Annotated in this window: 16 protein-coding genes; 15 read left to right on the plus strand and 1 reads right to left on the minus strand. The window is 43.4% G+C overall.

Going from position 1 to position 16,194, the window contains the following annotated elements:
- Nucleotides 1-147 precede the first annotated feature (147 nt).
- The 8 genes from OCV88_RS08915 (at nt 148) to OCV88_RS08950 (ending at nt 5,372) form a co-directional block, all read left to right on the plus strand.
- On the plus strand, nt 148-1,617 hold the full coding sequence (locus tag OCV88_RS08915) for a tetratricopeptide repeat protein (protein WP_158425156.1): 1,470 nt from the start codon (nt 148-150) through the stop codon (nt 1,615-1,617).
- Between the two features lie 203 nt (nt 1,618-1,820).
- Complete coding sequence (locus OCV88_RS08920) at nt 1,821-2,135, plus strand: STAS domain-containing protein (RefSeq protein WP_158425157.1); 315 nt, start codon at nt 1,821-1,823, stop codon at nt 2,133-2,135.
- Nucleotides 2,136-2,157: 22 nt separating this feature from the next.
- A complete protein-coding gene (gene spoIIAB, locus OCV88_RS08925) occupies nt 2,158-2,583 on the plus strand; it encodes an anti-sigma F factor (RefSeq protein WP_158425351.1) in 426 nt (141 codons plus the stop codon).
- A gap of 5 nt (nt 2,584-2,588) precedes the next feature.
- The gene (locus OCV88_RS08930) at nt 2,589-3,314 is read left to right on the plus strand and encodes a SigB/SigF/SigG family RNA polymerase sigma factor (protein ID WP_158425158.1); all 726 of its coding nucleotides are present in this window, start codon (nt 2,589-2,591) and stop codon (nt 3,312-3,314) included.
- 66 nt (nt 3,315-3,380) lie between these two features.
- A complete protein-coding gene (locus tag OCV88_RS08935; RefSeq protein ID WP_158425159.1) occupies nt 3,381-3,797 on the plus strand; it encodes a hypothetical protein in 417 nt (138 codons plus the stop codon).
- Nucleotides 3,794-4,438 carry a stage V sporulation protein AA gene (locus tag OCV88_RS08940; RefSeq protein ID WP_158425160.1) on the plus strand — a complete coding sequence of 215 codons (645 nt, stop codon included), beginning with the start codon at nt 3,794-3,796 and terminating at the stop codon, nt 4,436-4,438. The genes OCV88_RS08935 and OCV88_RS08940 overlap by 4 nt, the downstream gene beginning before the upstream one ends.
- Nucleotides 4,428-4,853: a stage V sporulation protein AB gene (locus OCV88_RS08945; protein ID WP_262591142.1), complete on the plus strand. Its 426-nt coding sequence runs from the start codon at nt 4,428-4,430 to the stop codon at nt 4,851-4,853. The genes OCV88_RS08940 and OCV88_RS08945 overlap by 11 nt, the downstream gene beginning before the upstream one ends.
- Before the next feature lie 42 nt (nt 4,854-4,895).
- Nucleotides 4,896-5,372, plus strand: coding sequence for a SpoVA/SpoVAEb family sporulation membrane protein (locus OCV88_RS08950; RefSeq protein ID WP_158425162.1), 477 nt, complete (start codon nt 4,896-4,898; stop codon nt 5,370-5,372).
- 36 nt (nt 5,373-5,408) lie between these two features.
- Here the strand turns inward: OCV88_RS08950 and OCV88_RS08955 are convergent, their stop codons facing one another.
- Entirely contained in the window at nt 5,409-6,695 is a 1,287-nt protein-coding gene (locus OCV88_RS08955; RefSeq protein ID WP_158425163.1) for a PucR family transcriptional regulator, read from the minus strand.
- Between the two features lie 301 nt (nt 6,696-6,996).
- On the opposite strand from OCV88_RS08955, the gene OCV88_RS08960 reads away from it, so the two are divergent.
- The 7 genes from OCV88_RS08960 to OCV88_RS08990 all read left to right on the plus strand — a co-directional run bounded on the left by OCV88_RS08960 (nt 6,997) and on the right by OCV88_RS08990 (nt 16,183).
- The gene (locus tag OCV88_RS08960; RefSeq protein ID WP_158425164.1) at nt 6,997-8,481 is read left to right on the plus strand and encodes an aldehyde dehydrogenase family protein; all 1,485 of its coding nucleotides are present in this window, start codon (nt 6,997-6,999) and stop codon (nt 8,479-8,481) included.
- A gap of 78 nt (nt 8,482-8,559) precedes the next feature.
- Entirely contained in the window at nt 8,560-9,741 is a 1,182-nt protein-coding gene (locus OCV88_RS08965) for an iron-containing alcohol dehydrogenase (RefSeq protein WP_158425165.1), read from the plus strand.
- Between the two features lie 151 nt (nt 9,742-9,892).
- A complete protein-coding gene (locus tag OCV88_RS08970) occupies nt 9,893-10,153 on the plus strand; it encodes a hypothetical protein (protein ID WP_158425166.1) in 261 nt (86 codons plus the stop codon).
- 704 nt (nt 10,154-10,857) lie between these two features.
- Entirely contained in the window at nt 10,858-13,872 is a 3,015-nt protein-coding gene (locus OCV88_RS08975; RefSeq protein ID WP_158425167.1) for a molybdopterin-dependent oxidoreductase, read from the plus strand.
- Nucleotides 13,872-14,717 carry a 4Fe-4S dicluster domain-containing protein gene (locus OCV88_RS08980; RefSeq protein ID WP_262591081.1) on the plus strand — a complete coding sequence of 282 codons (846 nt, stop codon included), beginning with the start codon at nt 13,872-13,874 and terminating at the stop codon, nt 14,715-14,717. The genes OCV88_RS08975 and OCV88_RS08980 overlap by 1 nt, the downstream gene beginning before the upstream one ends.
- Before the next feature lie 33 nt (nt 14,718-14,750).
- A complete protein-coding gene (locus OCV88_RS08985; RefSeq protein WP_158425169.1) occupies nt 14,751-15,182 on the plus strand; it encodes a hypothetical protein in 432 nt (143 codons plus the stop codon).
- Nucleotides 15,179-16,183, plus strand: a complete 1,005-nt coding sequence (locus tag OCV88_RS08990) for a polyprenyl synthetase family protein (RefSeq protein ID WP_158425170.1) — start codon at nt 15,179-15,181, stop codon at nt 16,181-16,183. The genes OCV88_RS08985 and OCV88_RS08990 overlap by 4 nt, the downstream gene beginning before the upstream one ends.
- The last annotated feature ends 11 nt before the right edge of the window (nt 16,184-16,194 follow it).

Below are 16,194 nucleotides of genomic sequence, written 5' to 3' on the forward strand. Positions count from 1 at the left end.
ATTGATTTTGAAGAAGAACTTAAAAAATATAAACCCAGTATGGAAATAGAAGATGCGGAAGATGCCATCTATAACCGGGATATGACAGATATGATGGATATATTGGAAGAAATGTTGAAAGAAAGCAGAAAATAGCGGAGGCCAGCGATGTTTTGTTATTATTGTGGCGCACGGCTTGACAGTACGGACAGCTGTCCCCAGTGTGAAGCTGATGTGCGGATGATGAAAAAGATTCAGGCCGTTTCAAATTATATGTATAACGAAGCGCTCGTAAAAGTAAACGTGCGCGATTTAAGCGGCGCTGCAGAGGACTTAAAGACAAGCCTCAGATACAACAAGATGAATATGAATGCCAGAAATCTTCTGGGACTGATTTACTTTGAGATGGGAGAATCCGTCAATGCGGTTAGTGAATGGGTAATCAGTAAGAGTTTGATACCGGATAATAATCCGGCTTCAAAATATTTAAGTACTGTTCAGAATAATAATACCCATCTAGAAACCTTAAATCAGACTATAAAGAAGTTTAATCAGGCGCTTCTTTACTGCCAGCAGGGAAATTATGACCTGGCGGTGATCCAGCTGAAAAAGGTACTGTCCATGAATCCGAAACTTGTAAAGGCGAATCAGGTTTTAGCGCTTTTGTATATGAAAGACGGCAGATATGACCAGGCCAAGAAGTGCCTGAAAAATGCTGGCAGAGTGGATGCTAATAATGTAAAAACTCTGACATATCTAAAAGAGTGTAATGAGCAGCTAAAGACTTCCGGTAAAAATAAAAAGCAGGAAGAAAAGGAAACAGTTACTTATGAGAGCGGCAATGATGTGATTATCCGTCCCAGCCGCTTTAAAGATAATACAGCGGTAATGTCCGTGGTAAATCTTTTAGTAGGAGCGGCAATTGGAATTGCAGTTGTCTGTTTTCTTGTGATTCCGGGTGTCCGCCAGAGTGCCAAAAACGATGCAAACAGTGCAGTTGTAAAAGCAAATGAGACCATTTCTACCAGGGAACAGGATATTAAGAGTCTGGAATCTCAGATTAAAAGTCTGGAAGGTCAGGTAGAAAAGGCAAATACAGCGTCTTCCTCTGCTGACGACAAAGTCAGTGCGTATGAATCGCTGTTAAAAGCTTATGTGGCATACTCTGATAAAGATTATGAAACTGCAGGGGAAGAGCTTGACGGTGTGAAATCTGATTATTTCAGCGACGATGCCAAAGAGATTTATGACCAGGTGTTTGGTGAGGCCAAAGATGCCCTTCTTGGAGACAAATATGTGTCTGCAGTTAGAGATTATACTAATAAAAAGTATGATGAGGCGATTACTCAGCTTCTTGAAATTGTAGGAACGGATGAAACCTACAAAGACGGAAAAGCTGCATATTATCTGGCGCACTGCTATTATCAGCAAAAGGACGGAACCAATGCAATGAAGTGGTTTAAAAAAGTATCTGAAAGCGATGTGTCCTCTAGAAGTGACAAAAGCTCTGCAGACCGGTGTATCAGTTTTATGGAATCCCATAAAGATGAATATGGACTGAATGATTCCCAGGGAACCACTGACCAGACCGGTACAGATAATGGCACAGATACCAGCGGTAATCAGACAAATGAATAACGCATGAATGTGCAGAGACACATTCTTTTTACGAAAGACGTCATGGGGGGTATGGCGTCTTTTTTCGCTCTATAGGAAATACTGTGTTGTGATAAAGCTGAAAAGTACCGATCCCTATAGAGCAAAAAAACGCTCCGCTGTGGATCGCACTGCGGCGGAGTGGAACCATGTCCGCAAAGATTTATCATAGGAAAGGAGCTATTATGGATTTTCAATATGAGGTAAAAGGCCGTAATCTGACGATTTATGTGCCCGGGGAGCTGGACCATCATGTAGCCAGCCAGATACAGGAGCAGGCAGATTTGATGATTTCCACCTACCGGATTCAGACGGTAATATTTGATTTTGCGCAGACGGAGTTTATGGACAGCTCAGGGATAGGTGTTATTCTGGGACGCTGCAGAAATCTTGGGTTTTCCGGAGGAAAGGTAAAGGCAGTACATCTGAAAAGTGAACGGGTAAGAAAGATATTTTCTATGGCCGGACTATATAAACTTGTAAGTGTGGAGGAGGATTGAAATGAAACAAAGAGAAGAGACCATGGAAAATAAAAATGAGATGCAGATCGTATTTGATGCCCGGTCTGAAAATGAGGGATTTGCCAGGATGGCTGTGGCGGCATTTATAAGCCCTTTAAATCCCACCATTGATGAACTTGCAGATGTGAAAACCGCCGTTTCCGAAGCGGTGACAAATTGTATTATTCACGGATATCAGCAGGGACCCGGTAAGATTTTTATGGAATGTACAGTGTCGGGGCATTCAGTGGTTATTGGAATTACAGACGAAGGCGTGGGAATTATCAATATTGAGCAGGCCATGGAACCTATGTTTACTACGAAGCCGGAGCTGGAGCGGTCCGGTATGGGATTTGCATTTATGGAAGCCTTTATGGATGATGTGCAGGTGTTTTCAAGTCCCGGCAAGGGAACACGGGTGGTAATGAAACGTCAGATTGGCGGGTGAGCAGTATGACCCGGACAGCCCAGCTGATAGAACAGTCACGACAGGGGGATAAAAATGCACGGGATACACTGGTAGAGGAGAATATGGGGCTTGTCTGGAGTATTGTACATAGATTTGCCAACAGGGGATACGAGATGGAGGATTTGTTTCAGATTGGAAGTATTGGCCTGATGAAGGCCATTGACCGTTTTGATACATCCTTTGAGGTGAAATTTTCCACATATGCGGTGCCCATGATCACCGGAGAGATCAAAAGGTTTCTGCGGGACGACGGTATGATAAAGGTCAGCAGGACATTGAAAGAAAATAACTGGAAAATTGTACAGGCTATGCAGCGGCTGCAGAATGAAAAGGGAAGAGATATTACCATTCAGGAGCTTTCAGAAGAGACGGGGCTTGAGACAGAAGACATTGTAATGGCTATGGAAGCCAACACAGAAATTGATTCCCTTAATAAGCCCATGAATGTTCAGGACGGAAAAGAAATTTTTCTGGAGGATCAGTTGTCGGCTGCCAGAGATGAAAAAGAAAGCGTGGACAACCGGCTTTTGCTGGAACAGCTTTTGGGACAGCTTAATGTAAAGGAGCGCCAGCTGATTTATATGCGGTATTTTCAGGACCGGACCCAGTCGGATGTGGCAAAAGTACTTCATATGACGCAGGTTCAGGTTTCCCGTCTGGAAAAAAAATTGTTAAATCGTATGCGCCAGCTGGCGGAAACCGGTGTTTAAAAAAGAATTGAATAATTTTAATAAAAATACTCATACTAAGCAAAAAAGAAAAGGAAGTGTGCAGGTATGAGTCATAAAAAGTATCGTATCTGCCTCTTAATGGTTGCTGTTGCCGCAACTGTAGGAGGCATTTTTTATTATTGTTTCTGTCTGAAAGATGACGGTTCACAGGAGAAAGGAATGTTGGTAAAACAGATGCAGGAAAAAGGAAGCCGTTTAAAAGAAGCGGGAAAACAGGTTGGAGAAGATGTAAAGCAGGCGTTATCCAAAACAGGTTCAGAAGTAAAAGAAGCAGTACAGATGACCGGTGAAAGTATGAAAGACGCGGCAAAAAGGACAAAGGAAGCAGTAAAAGATGCGGTGTCAGTAAGCGGCGATGAAATGAAAGAGGCGGCTGCCGAAACAGGAAGAGAGTGGAAAGAAGCCGTTAAAAATGTGAAAAATGATATGAAACAGGGCTTGTCAGGAGAGCAGGATGCATGAGTGCACAGAATCAGACACTGTATTTAAAAGTGGAACAAAACAGCGTTGTAAAACAGAAAAATATTGTGTTGAATGATATTGCAAAAATGGAATGTACAGATGAGAGTATCATCCGGCAGCTGAAACAGCTGAGCATTTATCATTTTCCAAAAAATCTTGGAAAAAAGAGGAAAACAGTGCAGACATTTTCTGTTTTGAAAGTAATTGAGCTGATTCATGAAAAATATCCACAGTTGACAGTAGTAAATCTGGGGGAAGCGGATTTTGTTGTTTATTATAAGCCAAAGGAAGATCCCAAAGCACTTCAGTTATTTAAAACCTGTCTGATCTGCGCCATACTGTTTTTCGGAGCGGCCTTTATGATTATGACTTTCAATAACGATGTCTCTGTACCGGAGGTATTTGACAGGTTCTATGAACAGGTTATGGGACGGGAATCCAGTGGATATACGGCTCTTGAGATCAGCTACTGTATCGGCCTTCCCATTGGAATACTGATTTTCTATAATCATATAGGAAAGAAAAAAATTACAGATGACCCAACTCCGATACAGGTGGCCATGAGAAAATATGAGCAGGATGTGGATACCACTTATATAGAAGAAAGCGGCAGAGAAGGGAAATCAATTGATGTTGATTAGAGAGATCATACTGGTGGCAGTGGGGCTGCTTAGCGGAGCGGCCACGGCTGCCGGTTCATTTGCATTAATTACAAGTCTCGGAGTAGTTCCAAGAATGGCGGGAAAAAGCAGTACAGCAGTGCATGTCATTGCCTATGAAAACGCCATTATTTTAGGCGGAATTGTGGGAAATATACTTTCCATATTTGCGGGACTAAAGATTTTAATTGGAACAGGGCTTTTAATTGTTTTTGGAGTTACCGCAGGTATTTTTGTCGGCTGTCTTGCGGCGGCTTTAGCAGAAGTTCTGCAGGTATGGCCTGTTCTGTTTCGAAGAAGCGGAATAAAAACAGGTATGAATATAGGTATGGTTTGTTTTGCACTGGGAAAAATGGCGGGATCTTTCTATTTTTTCAGCGTACTGTACCGGAGATAGATAAGACCGTACAGGTCGGTTATGGAAACAAGGAGTAGTAAGATGAATATCGAACATGAAAAGGATAAAGAAAAGCAGCAGGAAAAGTATGACGCTTTTGTAAAACAGGTGACACCATCCTACAGTCTGCCATGGAACATGTTCCGGGCATTTCTTGTAGGAGGCGCCATCTGTGTCATCGGCCAGATTATTATGAATGTCTGTATGAGCATGGATTTCAGTAAGGAGGAGGCCGCAGCATGGACCAGTCTGCTGCTGATACTGGCCAGCGTGATTTTAACCGGTCTGAATATCTATCCTTCTATTGCAAAGTTTGGAGGGGCGGGGGCGTTGGTGCCGATTACCGGATTTGCCAATGGTGTGGCAGCGCCTGCCATTGAATTTAAAAAAGAGGGGCAGGTTTTTGGAATCGGCTGTCAGATCTTTACCATCGCAGGACCAGTAATTTTATATGGAATATTTACCAGCTGGATTCTGGGCCTTATTTACTGGATCGGGAAATGCTTCGGCTGGTTTTGATAACAGCATAAAACAGGTAAATCCAGTGACGTCCGGCTAATCCTCGTGAGGCGGTCTGCGCTCACCAAGGGAATTATCAACATCCAAAAGCAGAGAACTGCACAGCAGATTCAGAGACGTCCAGGTGTCGTTAAGAGGCAGATCAAACAAATCCATAATACGGTTTAAACGGTATTGCAGCGTATTTTTATGAATATTCAGTCTTGCGGCGGCTTCATCCTTATTGCGCATGGAAAGCTCATAGACTCTCAGTGTATTTTCATATTCTGTACTGTGTTTTTTATCATAAGCGCGAATCTGATAAACCACAGGGTGAATAAAAATCCGCCCCGGTTCTGCTTTCAGCAGAGCGAAAAACAGCGGGAGAGGCATCTGATCCATAAAGATGGCTCTCTTTTGCTGATTGGCAGAATTTGCCAGCTGAGCAGAGAATAATGCCTGATGGTAGTGCAGCAAAGCAAAATTCAGATCCTGAAAGCTGTTGCTGAGTCCGCTTTTCATATCATACTGTTCAAAATAAGAAAAAAGCTGATTGGCCATAGTATTATTATCCGGCCGCAGGATAGGAGCAGCGGCGGAGTACTTGATACCGCCGAACAGTGTAACAATGACATCCTCAAAAATCAGAGAAACAATATTTCGAAAAGTCTGCTGCAGACGCATAACAGCCAGGTGGGCGAAGGCCCTTTGAGAGGCCTGATTTCCAAAAGGGGTCACAAGGATGGCAAAACGTCCCTGGATATTTTGATTCAGTGTTTCCACAGCCAGCTTCACAAGATGCTTTGGCGTATCAAGAAGCAAAAGATCCTGAAGCCGTGTGGACATGGCTTTGTGCCAGTGATCGGGGTTGGCGCCTCTTGTATTCAGGTTTAGTTCCAGAATGTAAATCAGCCGGGCAGTCAGTTTAAGATCATCTTCCTTGAGAGGCTTTGGTCCAAGGCAGATCAGAATATGGCCGTAAACGGTTTTGTCGTGCTGCAGTTCACCCATGATAATAGGGTAATCCTTACATAATCCATGCCGGGCATAAAAAGGTTTATAAAAATTCTGAGTATTATCTACATTTTCCTGAAGTACTTTCCAGATCAGATCAATGTCCAGGCTGCGTCTTTTTAGGATTTCATTCCATTTCTCATTTTCCGTAAAATGTCCCGGGCAGCTGGCAATGAGACGGAAACAGTCGTCTACCAGCAGAATGGGGCAGTCAAAAATTTCTCCGGCAGTATTGATAATGGCGCTGATACCGCCTTCCTGTGCCGCCTGCATCAAATCCCAGTTTGCGCAAAGCAGCCTTTTAGATGGACTGTCAGTATATGTACTCATAAGTTTAGGATCCTTTCTTAAGTAACTCTATTGTACTCATTCTTTTATAAGATGACAAATAAAAAACGAAAAAAAACAGCCAAGTTAGTGAAAACAAACAATATTACAGGGGAAGATTGTTTGTTTTCACAGGACTTTTGGCTCTGTAAAATTTTATAATAAGTGAAACGGATAGGCGGACAGATTCCAAAAATCCCTCCAGATTTTTATTCTGTATAAAGCGGGTAAGGAACATACAGCCCGCTTTGAAATATCCGTGACAATACCAAACAGAAAGTAAAAAGAAAGGAAGCATGTGATTATGAATGTAACATTAAAAGAGAAATACGGACTGTATATTAATGGACAATGGCGGGACGCGTCAGACAAAGGAACATTTCAGACAACAAATCCAGCTAACGGCAGACATCTGGCATACTGTGCCGAGGCCACAAAAGAGGATGTAGATGCAGCTGTGAATGCGGCCTGGGCGGCCTATCCGGAATGGAAGAATACAGAGCCTTCAAAACGTGCGGACATTCTTTTAAAGATAGCAGATCGTATAGATGAAAATAAAGAACTGCTGGCAGCAGTTGAGACTATGGATAACGGAAAACCAATCCGTGAGACCATGGCTATAGATGTACCTTATTCTTCTGACCACTTCCGCTATTTTGCTGGGGCCATCCGGACAGAGGAAGGGTCCGCAAGTGTATTGGACGGTAATTTTTTGAGTTTAATTCTTAGAGAACCCATCGGAGTTGTAGGACAGATTGTTCCATGGAATTTTCCGTTCCTTATGGCTGCATGGAAGCTGGCTCCGGCTCTGGCGGCAGGCAATTGTATTGTATTTAAGTCATCCTCATCCACTCCGTTAAGCATGATTGTATTTATGGAACTCATCGAAGATCTTCTTCCGGCAGGTGTTGTAAATATGATTACAGGAGGCGGCTCAAGATCCGGGCAGTATATGCTGGATCACCCGGGATTTAGGAAGCTGGCTTTTACAGGTTCTACCGAGATTGGGCTGGACGTGGCAAAAGCGGCGGCGGATAAACTAATTCCGTCTACACTGGAGCTGGGAGGAAAAAGCGCTAACATTTATTTTGAGGACTGCCCGTGGGATATGGCTCTTGACGGACTGCAGCTTGGAATTTTATTTAACCAGGGCCAGGTATGCTGCGCCGGTTCTAGAGTGTTTGTTCAGGAGAGCATCTATGATAAGTTTGTTCAGCAGGCAGTGGAGGCATTTAAAAATATTAAGGTTGGCGATCCGCTGGATATAAATACTCAGATGGGTTCTCAGATTAACAGAAAACAGGTTGAAAAGATCATGTCTTATGTTGAAATCGCAAAACAGGAAGGTGCTGTAATTGCCTGCGGCGGAGCTCCGTATATTGAAGGCCAATGTGCAGACGGATGCTTTATGCAGCCAACATTGATTACAGGGGTTACCAATGATATGCGGGTTGCCCAGGAGGAGATTTTCGGACCGGTAGCAGTAGTAATTAAATTTAAAACCGAAGAAGAGGTAACTGCGATGGCCAATGATTCTGAGTACGGTCTTGGCGGTGCTGTCTGGACAAAAGATATCAACCGTGCAATCCGGGTTTCCAGAAATATAGAGACCGGAAGAATGTGGGTGAATACATACAATCAGATTCCTGCGGGAGCTCCATTTGGAGGATATAAAAAATCCGGTATCGGACGCGAAACTCATAAAGTGATTTTAGACCATTATACACAGCAGAAAAATATTCTGATTAATTTAAATGAGACGCCAAGCGGTTTTTATCCGCCAAAATAAACAGGGAAAGTCCTTGGGGACTTTCTCAAGAAATTAAGAAAATAAGAAGGTAAATAAAAGTAAAGTGAGGGAAAGAAGATGGCAAGATTTACATTACCAAGAGATATTTATCATGGAAAAGGATGTCTGGAGGAATTAAGAAATCTAAAGGGAAAAAGAGCATTTGTTGTTGTTGGGGGCGGTTCTATGAAACGCCAGGGATTTCTTCAGAGAGTGGAAGACTATCTAAAAGAGGCAGGCATGGAAGTTGAACTGTTTGAGGGAGTGGAACCGGATCCTTCTGTGGATACCGTAATGAAAGGCGCTGAAAGAATGCGCCAGTTTAATCCGGACTGGATTGTTGCCATGGGCGGAGGATCACCGATTGATGCGGCAAAGGCTATGTGGGCATTTTATGAGTATCCGGATGTTACATTTGAGGAATTATGCACACCTTTCAGCTTTCCACAGCTTCGTCAGAAAGCAAAATTTGCTGCAATTCCTACAACATCAGGAACAGCAACAGAAGTAACTGCTTTTTCTGTTATCACAGATTATCAGACCGGAGTAAAATATCCGCTGGCAGACTTTAATATTACACCGGATATTGCGCTGGTTGATTCAGAGCTGGTTGAGGGACTTCCTCCAAAACAGGTTGCCTATACGGGAATGGATGCGCTGACTCATGCCATTGAAGCATATGTTTCCACACTGAACTGCCCCTTTACCGATGCGCTGGCTTTAAAAGCCATTGAAATGGTTTTTGATTATCTCCAGGAGTCTTACCGGGGAAATATGGATGCAAGAGCACAGATGCATTATGCACAGTGTCTGGCAGGTATGGCATTCTCCAACGCATTGCTGGGAATCGTGCACTCCATGGCACATAAGACCGGAGCGGCATTTTCCACAGGACATATTCCTCATGGATGTGCAAATACCATCTATCTGCCTTATGTCATCAAATATAATGCCAAAGACCCAATAGCTGCAAAACGTTATGCTGAGATTGCAAGATTTGTAGGTCTGGAAGGACTTTCAGAAAAGGCATTGATTAATGGTCTTTGTGAAAAAATCGAATCCTTTAACCGGAAGCTTCAGATTCCAAAAACACTTCAGGAATTTGGGGTGGAAGAGAAAGAATTTAATGAAAAAATCGGAAGAATTGCAGAGCTGGCTGTAGGAGACGCCTGCACAGGATCCAATCCAAGAGCAATTACTCCAAAAGAGATGGAACAGCTGTTTATCTGCACTTATTACGGAAAAGAAATAGATTTTTAACAGACAGAAAAAAGTCCCGGTAAAGCTAGAATTTACTGGGACTTTTTTCTGTGATGCGGACCTGTTTATGATTGATTTTTCACAAATTATAGTGTCATCTGTCTTTGCATGTGATATGATGTTACAAAATATTCAGATGAGGAGAAGGAATATGATTAATTTTAAACTGGACATTGATAAAAATGAGATTGAACTGGATTCCTGTTTCACTTCTGCGGATAATTTTGCGGAGGAGATGATACTGATGATTAATACGATTGTTAACGTGACCGCTTATCAGGGAACTGGGGGGAATATTGAGCAGGGCCGTAAGTTTGCAGATCAGCTGAAATCGGTAATAGCGGAAAATCTTGACAAAGACTGTGAGTTTGAGAAATTTGCTTCGGAGCAGAAACAGATTCCGGAAGTGTAAAAATTTAATAAAGTGGAGCTCATAAAGCGAAAACCGGAAGAATGCATAGATAAAATGTATTTCTTCCGGTTTTTGCATATTCAGATAAGGCCTGCTTTTATTTTCTTACTAATTCTTCAAGCTTCATAACGGAACGGTTCAGCGCTAAAGCACCCATATATAATGTTCTTGCGTAAAATAATCCAAATCTTCTTGACATATCAGTTACCTCCATATTTTTGTTTATTTTAATGTTCTGTGTTTTGTTTCTTTCTGACTTTATTATATATCTGCAGCATCTGTTCAGTAATTCATAAGGCAATCCAAGAAATGCAGGGTAAAAATAAATGTATTTTGATTAACGACAGCTGGGATACCAAAAAAAGACCTAAGATATGCACTTTTAAAAAGAGATGAAAATAAGACATCTGACGCAGATTCCGTAAAAGAAGAGTGGGAATTTGTGATATTGCTGAGAAAGAGTTTCAATTATGGTAATTTCAGGAAGAAATTCTGGATAATTTTCACAAGAAATTTTTTCGTGTTTTTGATCGGTTGAAGTTTTGGTTTGTAAGTGGTATCTTTATGGTATTCCAAAAGGACACTAAAAATAAACCAGAGTACAGCTAAGAAAGATTTTATACAAAATTCTTTGCTTACAGGTAAGCAGAAAAGTAAAAAAGTGCTGTCCCTTTGCACTATAAAAGGAGAAAGGAACATAATTCATGGGTAAATCAATTGTAGACAAAACAACCAGTGTGTTAAATAAGACAGCCTTAACAGGCACACTGTTTGTGCTGGACAAATTATTAAACGGACTGGCGGCAGCATGTCCGGCGTTTAAGGATGAATGGAAAGACAAAGAATTAAAAGTCCAGATTCGGATTGGAGATGGCAGTGCAGGACGGATGATTGAATTTTCCGGCGGGAGAGTAACCGGAAGAAACGGTATTTTCCGGGATGCTTCTGTGGAGATGGTATTTGCAGAAGAAAAAACAGCAATGCGTGTCATGACAGGCATGATGATGGGAAAACAGGATGAGTTTGTAAATGCGGCAAAAGCCGGAGGCCTTGCTTTAAACGGTCCGGATGAAGATGCTATGTGGTTTTCCAGTCTGCTTTTAAAAGTATTTGCTTTTGACGTATTGTATCTGAAAAATTACGGAACAAAAATGCCAAACGGAGAGGTACGCTATGTGAATGCAACAAACGGCGGCCCGGTATTTGTTTATGTAAAGGATGGAAAAATTGTCCGTATTACCCCTATTGATTTTGAAGACAGTGATGCGGATCCATGGACCATCACCGCGAAAGGTAAAAAATTTACTCCGCCAAAACGGGCTACAGTGGCGCCATATGCTTTCTGGAAATCACTGATTTACTCTAAAGACCGGTTATTATATCCCATGAAGCGTGTGGATTTTGATCCCAATGGAGAGCGTCATCCGGAGAACAGAGGTATTTCCGGTTATGAGAGAATTTCCTGGGAAGAAGCTTTGGATATTGTATCTAACGAAATTGTCCGTGTACGTAAAGAAAACGGACCCGGTTCTGTTTTCTTTACCTGTGGTTCTCACCACACATGGGGAAATATCGGATATTACTTAAGTGCCGCAAAAAGATTTTTCAACTGCCTGGGAGCTACAACAGCTCTGTTAAATCCGGACAGCTGGGAAGGGTTTGCATGGGGAGCCATCCATCACTATGGCGGTTCTGCCAGAAACGGCGGATGTGAAATTTATTCTACTGTAGAAGACTGTATGCAGAATTCTGATATGATTGTTTTCTGGTCCTCAGATCCGGAGACAACAGCCGGCGTATATGGAGCTCAGGAAGGGACCATCCGCCGTTCCTGGATTAAAGAACTGGGAATGAAAACCGTACATATTGATCCTTATGAAAATTCTACAGCAGCATTTGTAGGCGGGCGCTGGATCGCACCGAAACCCGGCACGGATGCTGCCATGGCTATTGCCATTGCCAATGTGTGGATGAATGAGGGTACTTACGATAAAGACTATGTTGCCACAAGAACCTATGGATTTGAGAAATGGGAAGCGTATGTGCTGGGTGAAACGGACGGAACACCAAAGACCCCGGAATGGCAGGAACCAATTACCGGAGTTCCTGCAAGAATTGTCAGGGCACTGGCACAGGAATGGGCGAGGAATAAAACATACCTGGCCTGCGGCGGTATTACTTCCTTCGGCGGTGCCGGCCGTGTGGCCTTTGGTACAGAGTGGGCCAGAGCTATGGTATGCCTGATTTTTATGCAGGGATGTGGAAAGCCGGGTATTAACTTTGGCGGTCTGCAGTACGGAACACCTCTGGATACCAGATTCTGGTTTCCGGGCTATGCAGACGGCGGTTTTTCCGGTGACTTTATCGGTTCCGGAGCCGGTGTTGCGCTGTACAACCGTATGCCTCAGTCACCGTCGGTAAACTCTGAATATCAGCAGATTCCCCGTCTTAGAATTCCGGAGGCGATTATAGAAAAACATACGGAGGCGCATAATATGCCGGTTTACTCTGTCCATGGACAGTTCTGCAAAGTATCTTATCCGGCTCCCGGTCATTCACCGGTGAAAATGTACTACAAATATGGTGGTTCTCATATTGGAACCCAGCCCCAGTCCAAACGTTTCGCTCAGATGTACCGTACTGACAGCCTGGAATTTGTTGTGAATCAGTCCATCTGGCTGGAGGGAGAGGCAAGATTTGCAGACGTACTTCTGCCGGCATGTACAAACTTTGAGCGCTGGGATATTGCAGAGTCCGGAAATTGTGGGGGATATATTGAAAAATCTTATCTGCAGAATAATCACAGAGTATGCTTTATTCAGCATAAATGTATTGAACCTCTGGGAGAATCCAAGTCAGACTTTGAAATCTTCCAGGCAGTGGCAAACCGGATTGGTTTGTGGCAGGTATTTTCAGAAGGAAATTCTGAATATGACTGGGCAAAACGTTACTTTGATGCTACAGATCTTAAAAAGAAAATTTCCTGGCATCAGCTGCTGAAAAAAGGCTACTATGTAGTTCCGCCTCTTCCGGAGGACAGACGTGACCCGGTTGCTTTCCGCTGGTTTGCAAACGGAACGAAAAAGGATACGCCGGAGCTTTCCCCGCTGCCGTCTGAATATTACGGACGGTACAACGAAGGACTTCAGACACCCTCCGGACTGTTTGAATTTGAAGCTCAGACGTTGAAACGTTTTGACCCGGATGATGAAGAGAGAAGACCGATTTGTATGTATCACCCGTCATGGGAAGGCTGTGAAACTACTAAGCTGTATGAAAAATATCCTCTGCAGCTGATTTCACCTCATTCCAAATACAGCTTCCATACTATGGGTGACGGAAAAGATTCCAACATCAATGATATTGAAGAACACAGAAGATTAATTGACGGTTTCTATTACTGGATTTTCCGTATGAATCCTGCGGATGCAAAAGCCCGGGGATTAAAAGAAGATGATATTGTAGAAGTATATAACGACAGAGGAAATGTTTTGTGTGCTCTGCAGCTGACACAGCGTGTACCGGCAGGCACCGTTCATTCTTTCGAGGCCTGTGCAGACTACCGGCCCATGGGTGAACCGGGAGGCGACGGTGTAGTAGAAAAAATGGGATGTATCAATAACCTGACAAATAAACGGTTCCTGGTGCAGCATGCCCACGGCATGGGAGCAAATTCCTGTCTGGTGGAAGTTCGTAAATGGGAAGGAGAGACAAAATAATGAAGAAGTGGCATATGGTAGTAGACCTTGCAAAATGTGTGGGCTGTTATAACTGCCTGCTGGCATGCAAGGACGAACATGTTGGAAACTCCTGGCTTCCATATACGGACAGCCAGCAGCATCATGAAGATAAATGGATTAATTCAAAACGTGTGGAACGGGGAAGCGTTCCATACACAGAGGTAGCATTTGTAACAGAAACCTGTCAGCACTGTGACAATGCACCGTGTGCAGAACGCTGTCCGGATGCGGTGATCAAACGTCCTGACGGAATTGTTCTGCTGGATGCTGCCAGAGCTAAAGGAAACAAAAATCTTGCAGATGCCTGCCCTTACGGTCATATTCACTGGAATGAAGAGCTTGGCACAGCACAGAAATGTACGATGTGTGCCCATCTGCTGGATCAGGGCTGGAAAGAGCCGCGCTGCGTGCAGGCATGTCCGTTAAGAGCACTGAGCGTAGTTTACTGTGAAGACAGCGAGTTTGAAAAAATCGTAGAGAAACAGAAATTAAAACCGCTGACAGACGGCAGCAATCAGCCAAGAGTACTTTACAGAAACCTTTACAAATATAATAAATGTTTTATTGCAGGCGGTTTAAGCTATATAAAAGACGGCATTGAAACAGCGGCCACGGAGGCTAAAATCAAACTGTCCATGAACGGGGTGCCTTTAAAAGAAACCTATGCGGATTTCCTTGGAGAATATAAAATTGACCGTCTGCCAAAAAACAGTGGAACCTATACCCTGGAGTATATAATGCCAGGATACAAAACCATTGTAAAACAGGTAGAAATAAAAGAAGAAAGCCCCAATATGGGATGTCTTACCTTTGAAAAAGAGTAATACATAATTAAAGGAACAAAAAGGAGGGCCGTTATGGAACAGAGAAAACAGCAGATTGTGACAGATGTATGTGCTCTCCTGGAAGACGGTTTTTCTATGTGGGAACGATTCGGGTTAAAGCTGCCGGATGAAAAGGAATGTCAGGAAGTGTTAAGGTGTGCAGTCTGTGCCTGCAAAAAGGAAAGGTTCACAAAAGAATATGCAGCTGCCTGTCAGTGCTTTTTCCTGTTTCGGAAACTGCACACAATAACGGAGATTTCTCCTGAGACTGCTACATTGCTGGGAGATTACTTTTTCAGCCGGTTTTCTTCCTTCCTGATTCCTGTGGACAGCACACGTCTTATCGACCTGTTTTCAGAATATTTAAAACAGGATGCCAAGGAATCCGCATGGGGTGCAGAAGAGTTTGATACAGACAGATATCTTCAGTTTGTAGAAAATGCCGCGGAGGAAATCGGATTATGACCGGATTAAAGAAAAAAGCGCAGGAACAGATACAGCAGAATACAAAGGTGCTGTACCGCCGGCTGAAAGAGTCTTTAGGAGAGATGGAGGCGCAGTTAAAAACTTTATGCCGCAGTGATCAGCTCGAAATGTCAAAAGATCTTGAGCGGGTTGTGATGGCCGGAGGCAAACGCCTGCGTCCCTCTCTGGCATGGATCTGTCATCGAATCGGAGATGGGAAGAAGATGGAGATTCTGCCGCTGATGTGTATGCTGGAGCTGATGCATACAGCCTCGCTGATTCATGATGATGTAGTAGATGATGCGCCATTGAGAAGGGGCGTTGAGACAATCCATCAGACCAGCGGGCGGCATGCTGCGGTGCAGAGCGGAGATTTTCTGCTGGCACGGGCTATGGAATATCTGCATCTTTACCGGGGAACGGGGATTAATGAAGCACTGGCGGATATTTCACTGCAGATGTGTCTGGGAGAGTTTCAGCAGATGGAACATCTCTTTCATATAAAGGCTCAGACCCAGGAGATTTACTTTGAACAGATCCGCAGAAAAACCGCTTATCTGCTGGCCACCAGCTGTTATACAGGAGCCATTGCGGGAGGACTGAATGATGCACAGACAGAAGCGCTGAAATGTTTTGGGGAACAGATCGGAATTGCGTTTCAGTTAAAGGATGATGTCCTGGATTTTACGGGGACAGATGACTTTGGAAAGAGAAGAGGCCAGGATCTTCGCAGAGGAATTTATACCCTTCCGGTGCTGTACGCTTTTGAAAACAGACCGGATGAGTCTATGCAGCAGCTGGCTGCAAAACAAAATAAAACAGAGGATGATATGGAAATACTGCTTCAGTATGTTTCCATGTCACAGGGAATTGAGTATACAGAATTTCAAATACATGCCTGCAGCCGTAAAGCGCTCAAAGCTCTGGAAAAAATTCCGGACAGCGATGAGAAGGAAGCGCTCAAAGAGCTGGCGCAGGCCCTTGGAAAACGAAAATTATAAGGAGAAAAAAG

It is taken from the genome of Brotonthovivens ammoniilytica (genome assembly GCF_025566885.1).
Lineage (GTDB): Bacteria > Bacillota > Clostridia > Lachnospirales > Lachnospiraceae > Brotonthovivens > Brotonthovivens ammoniilytica.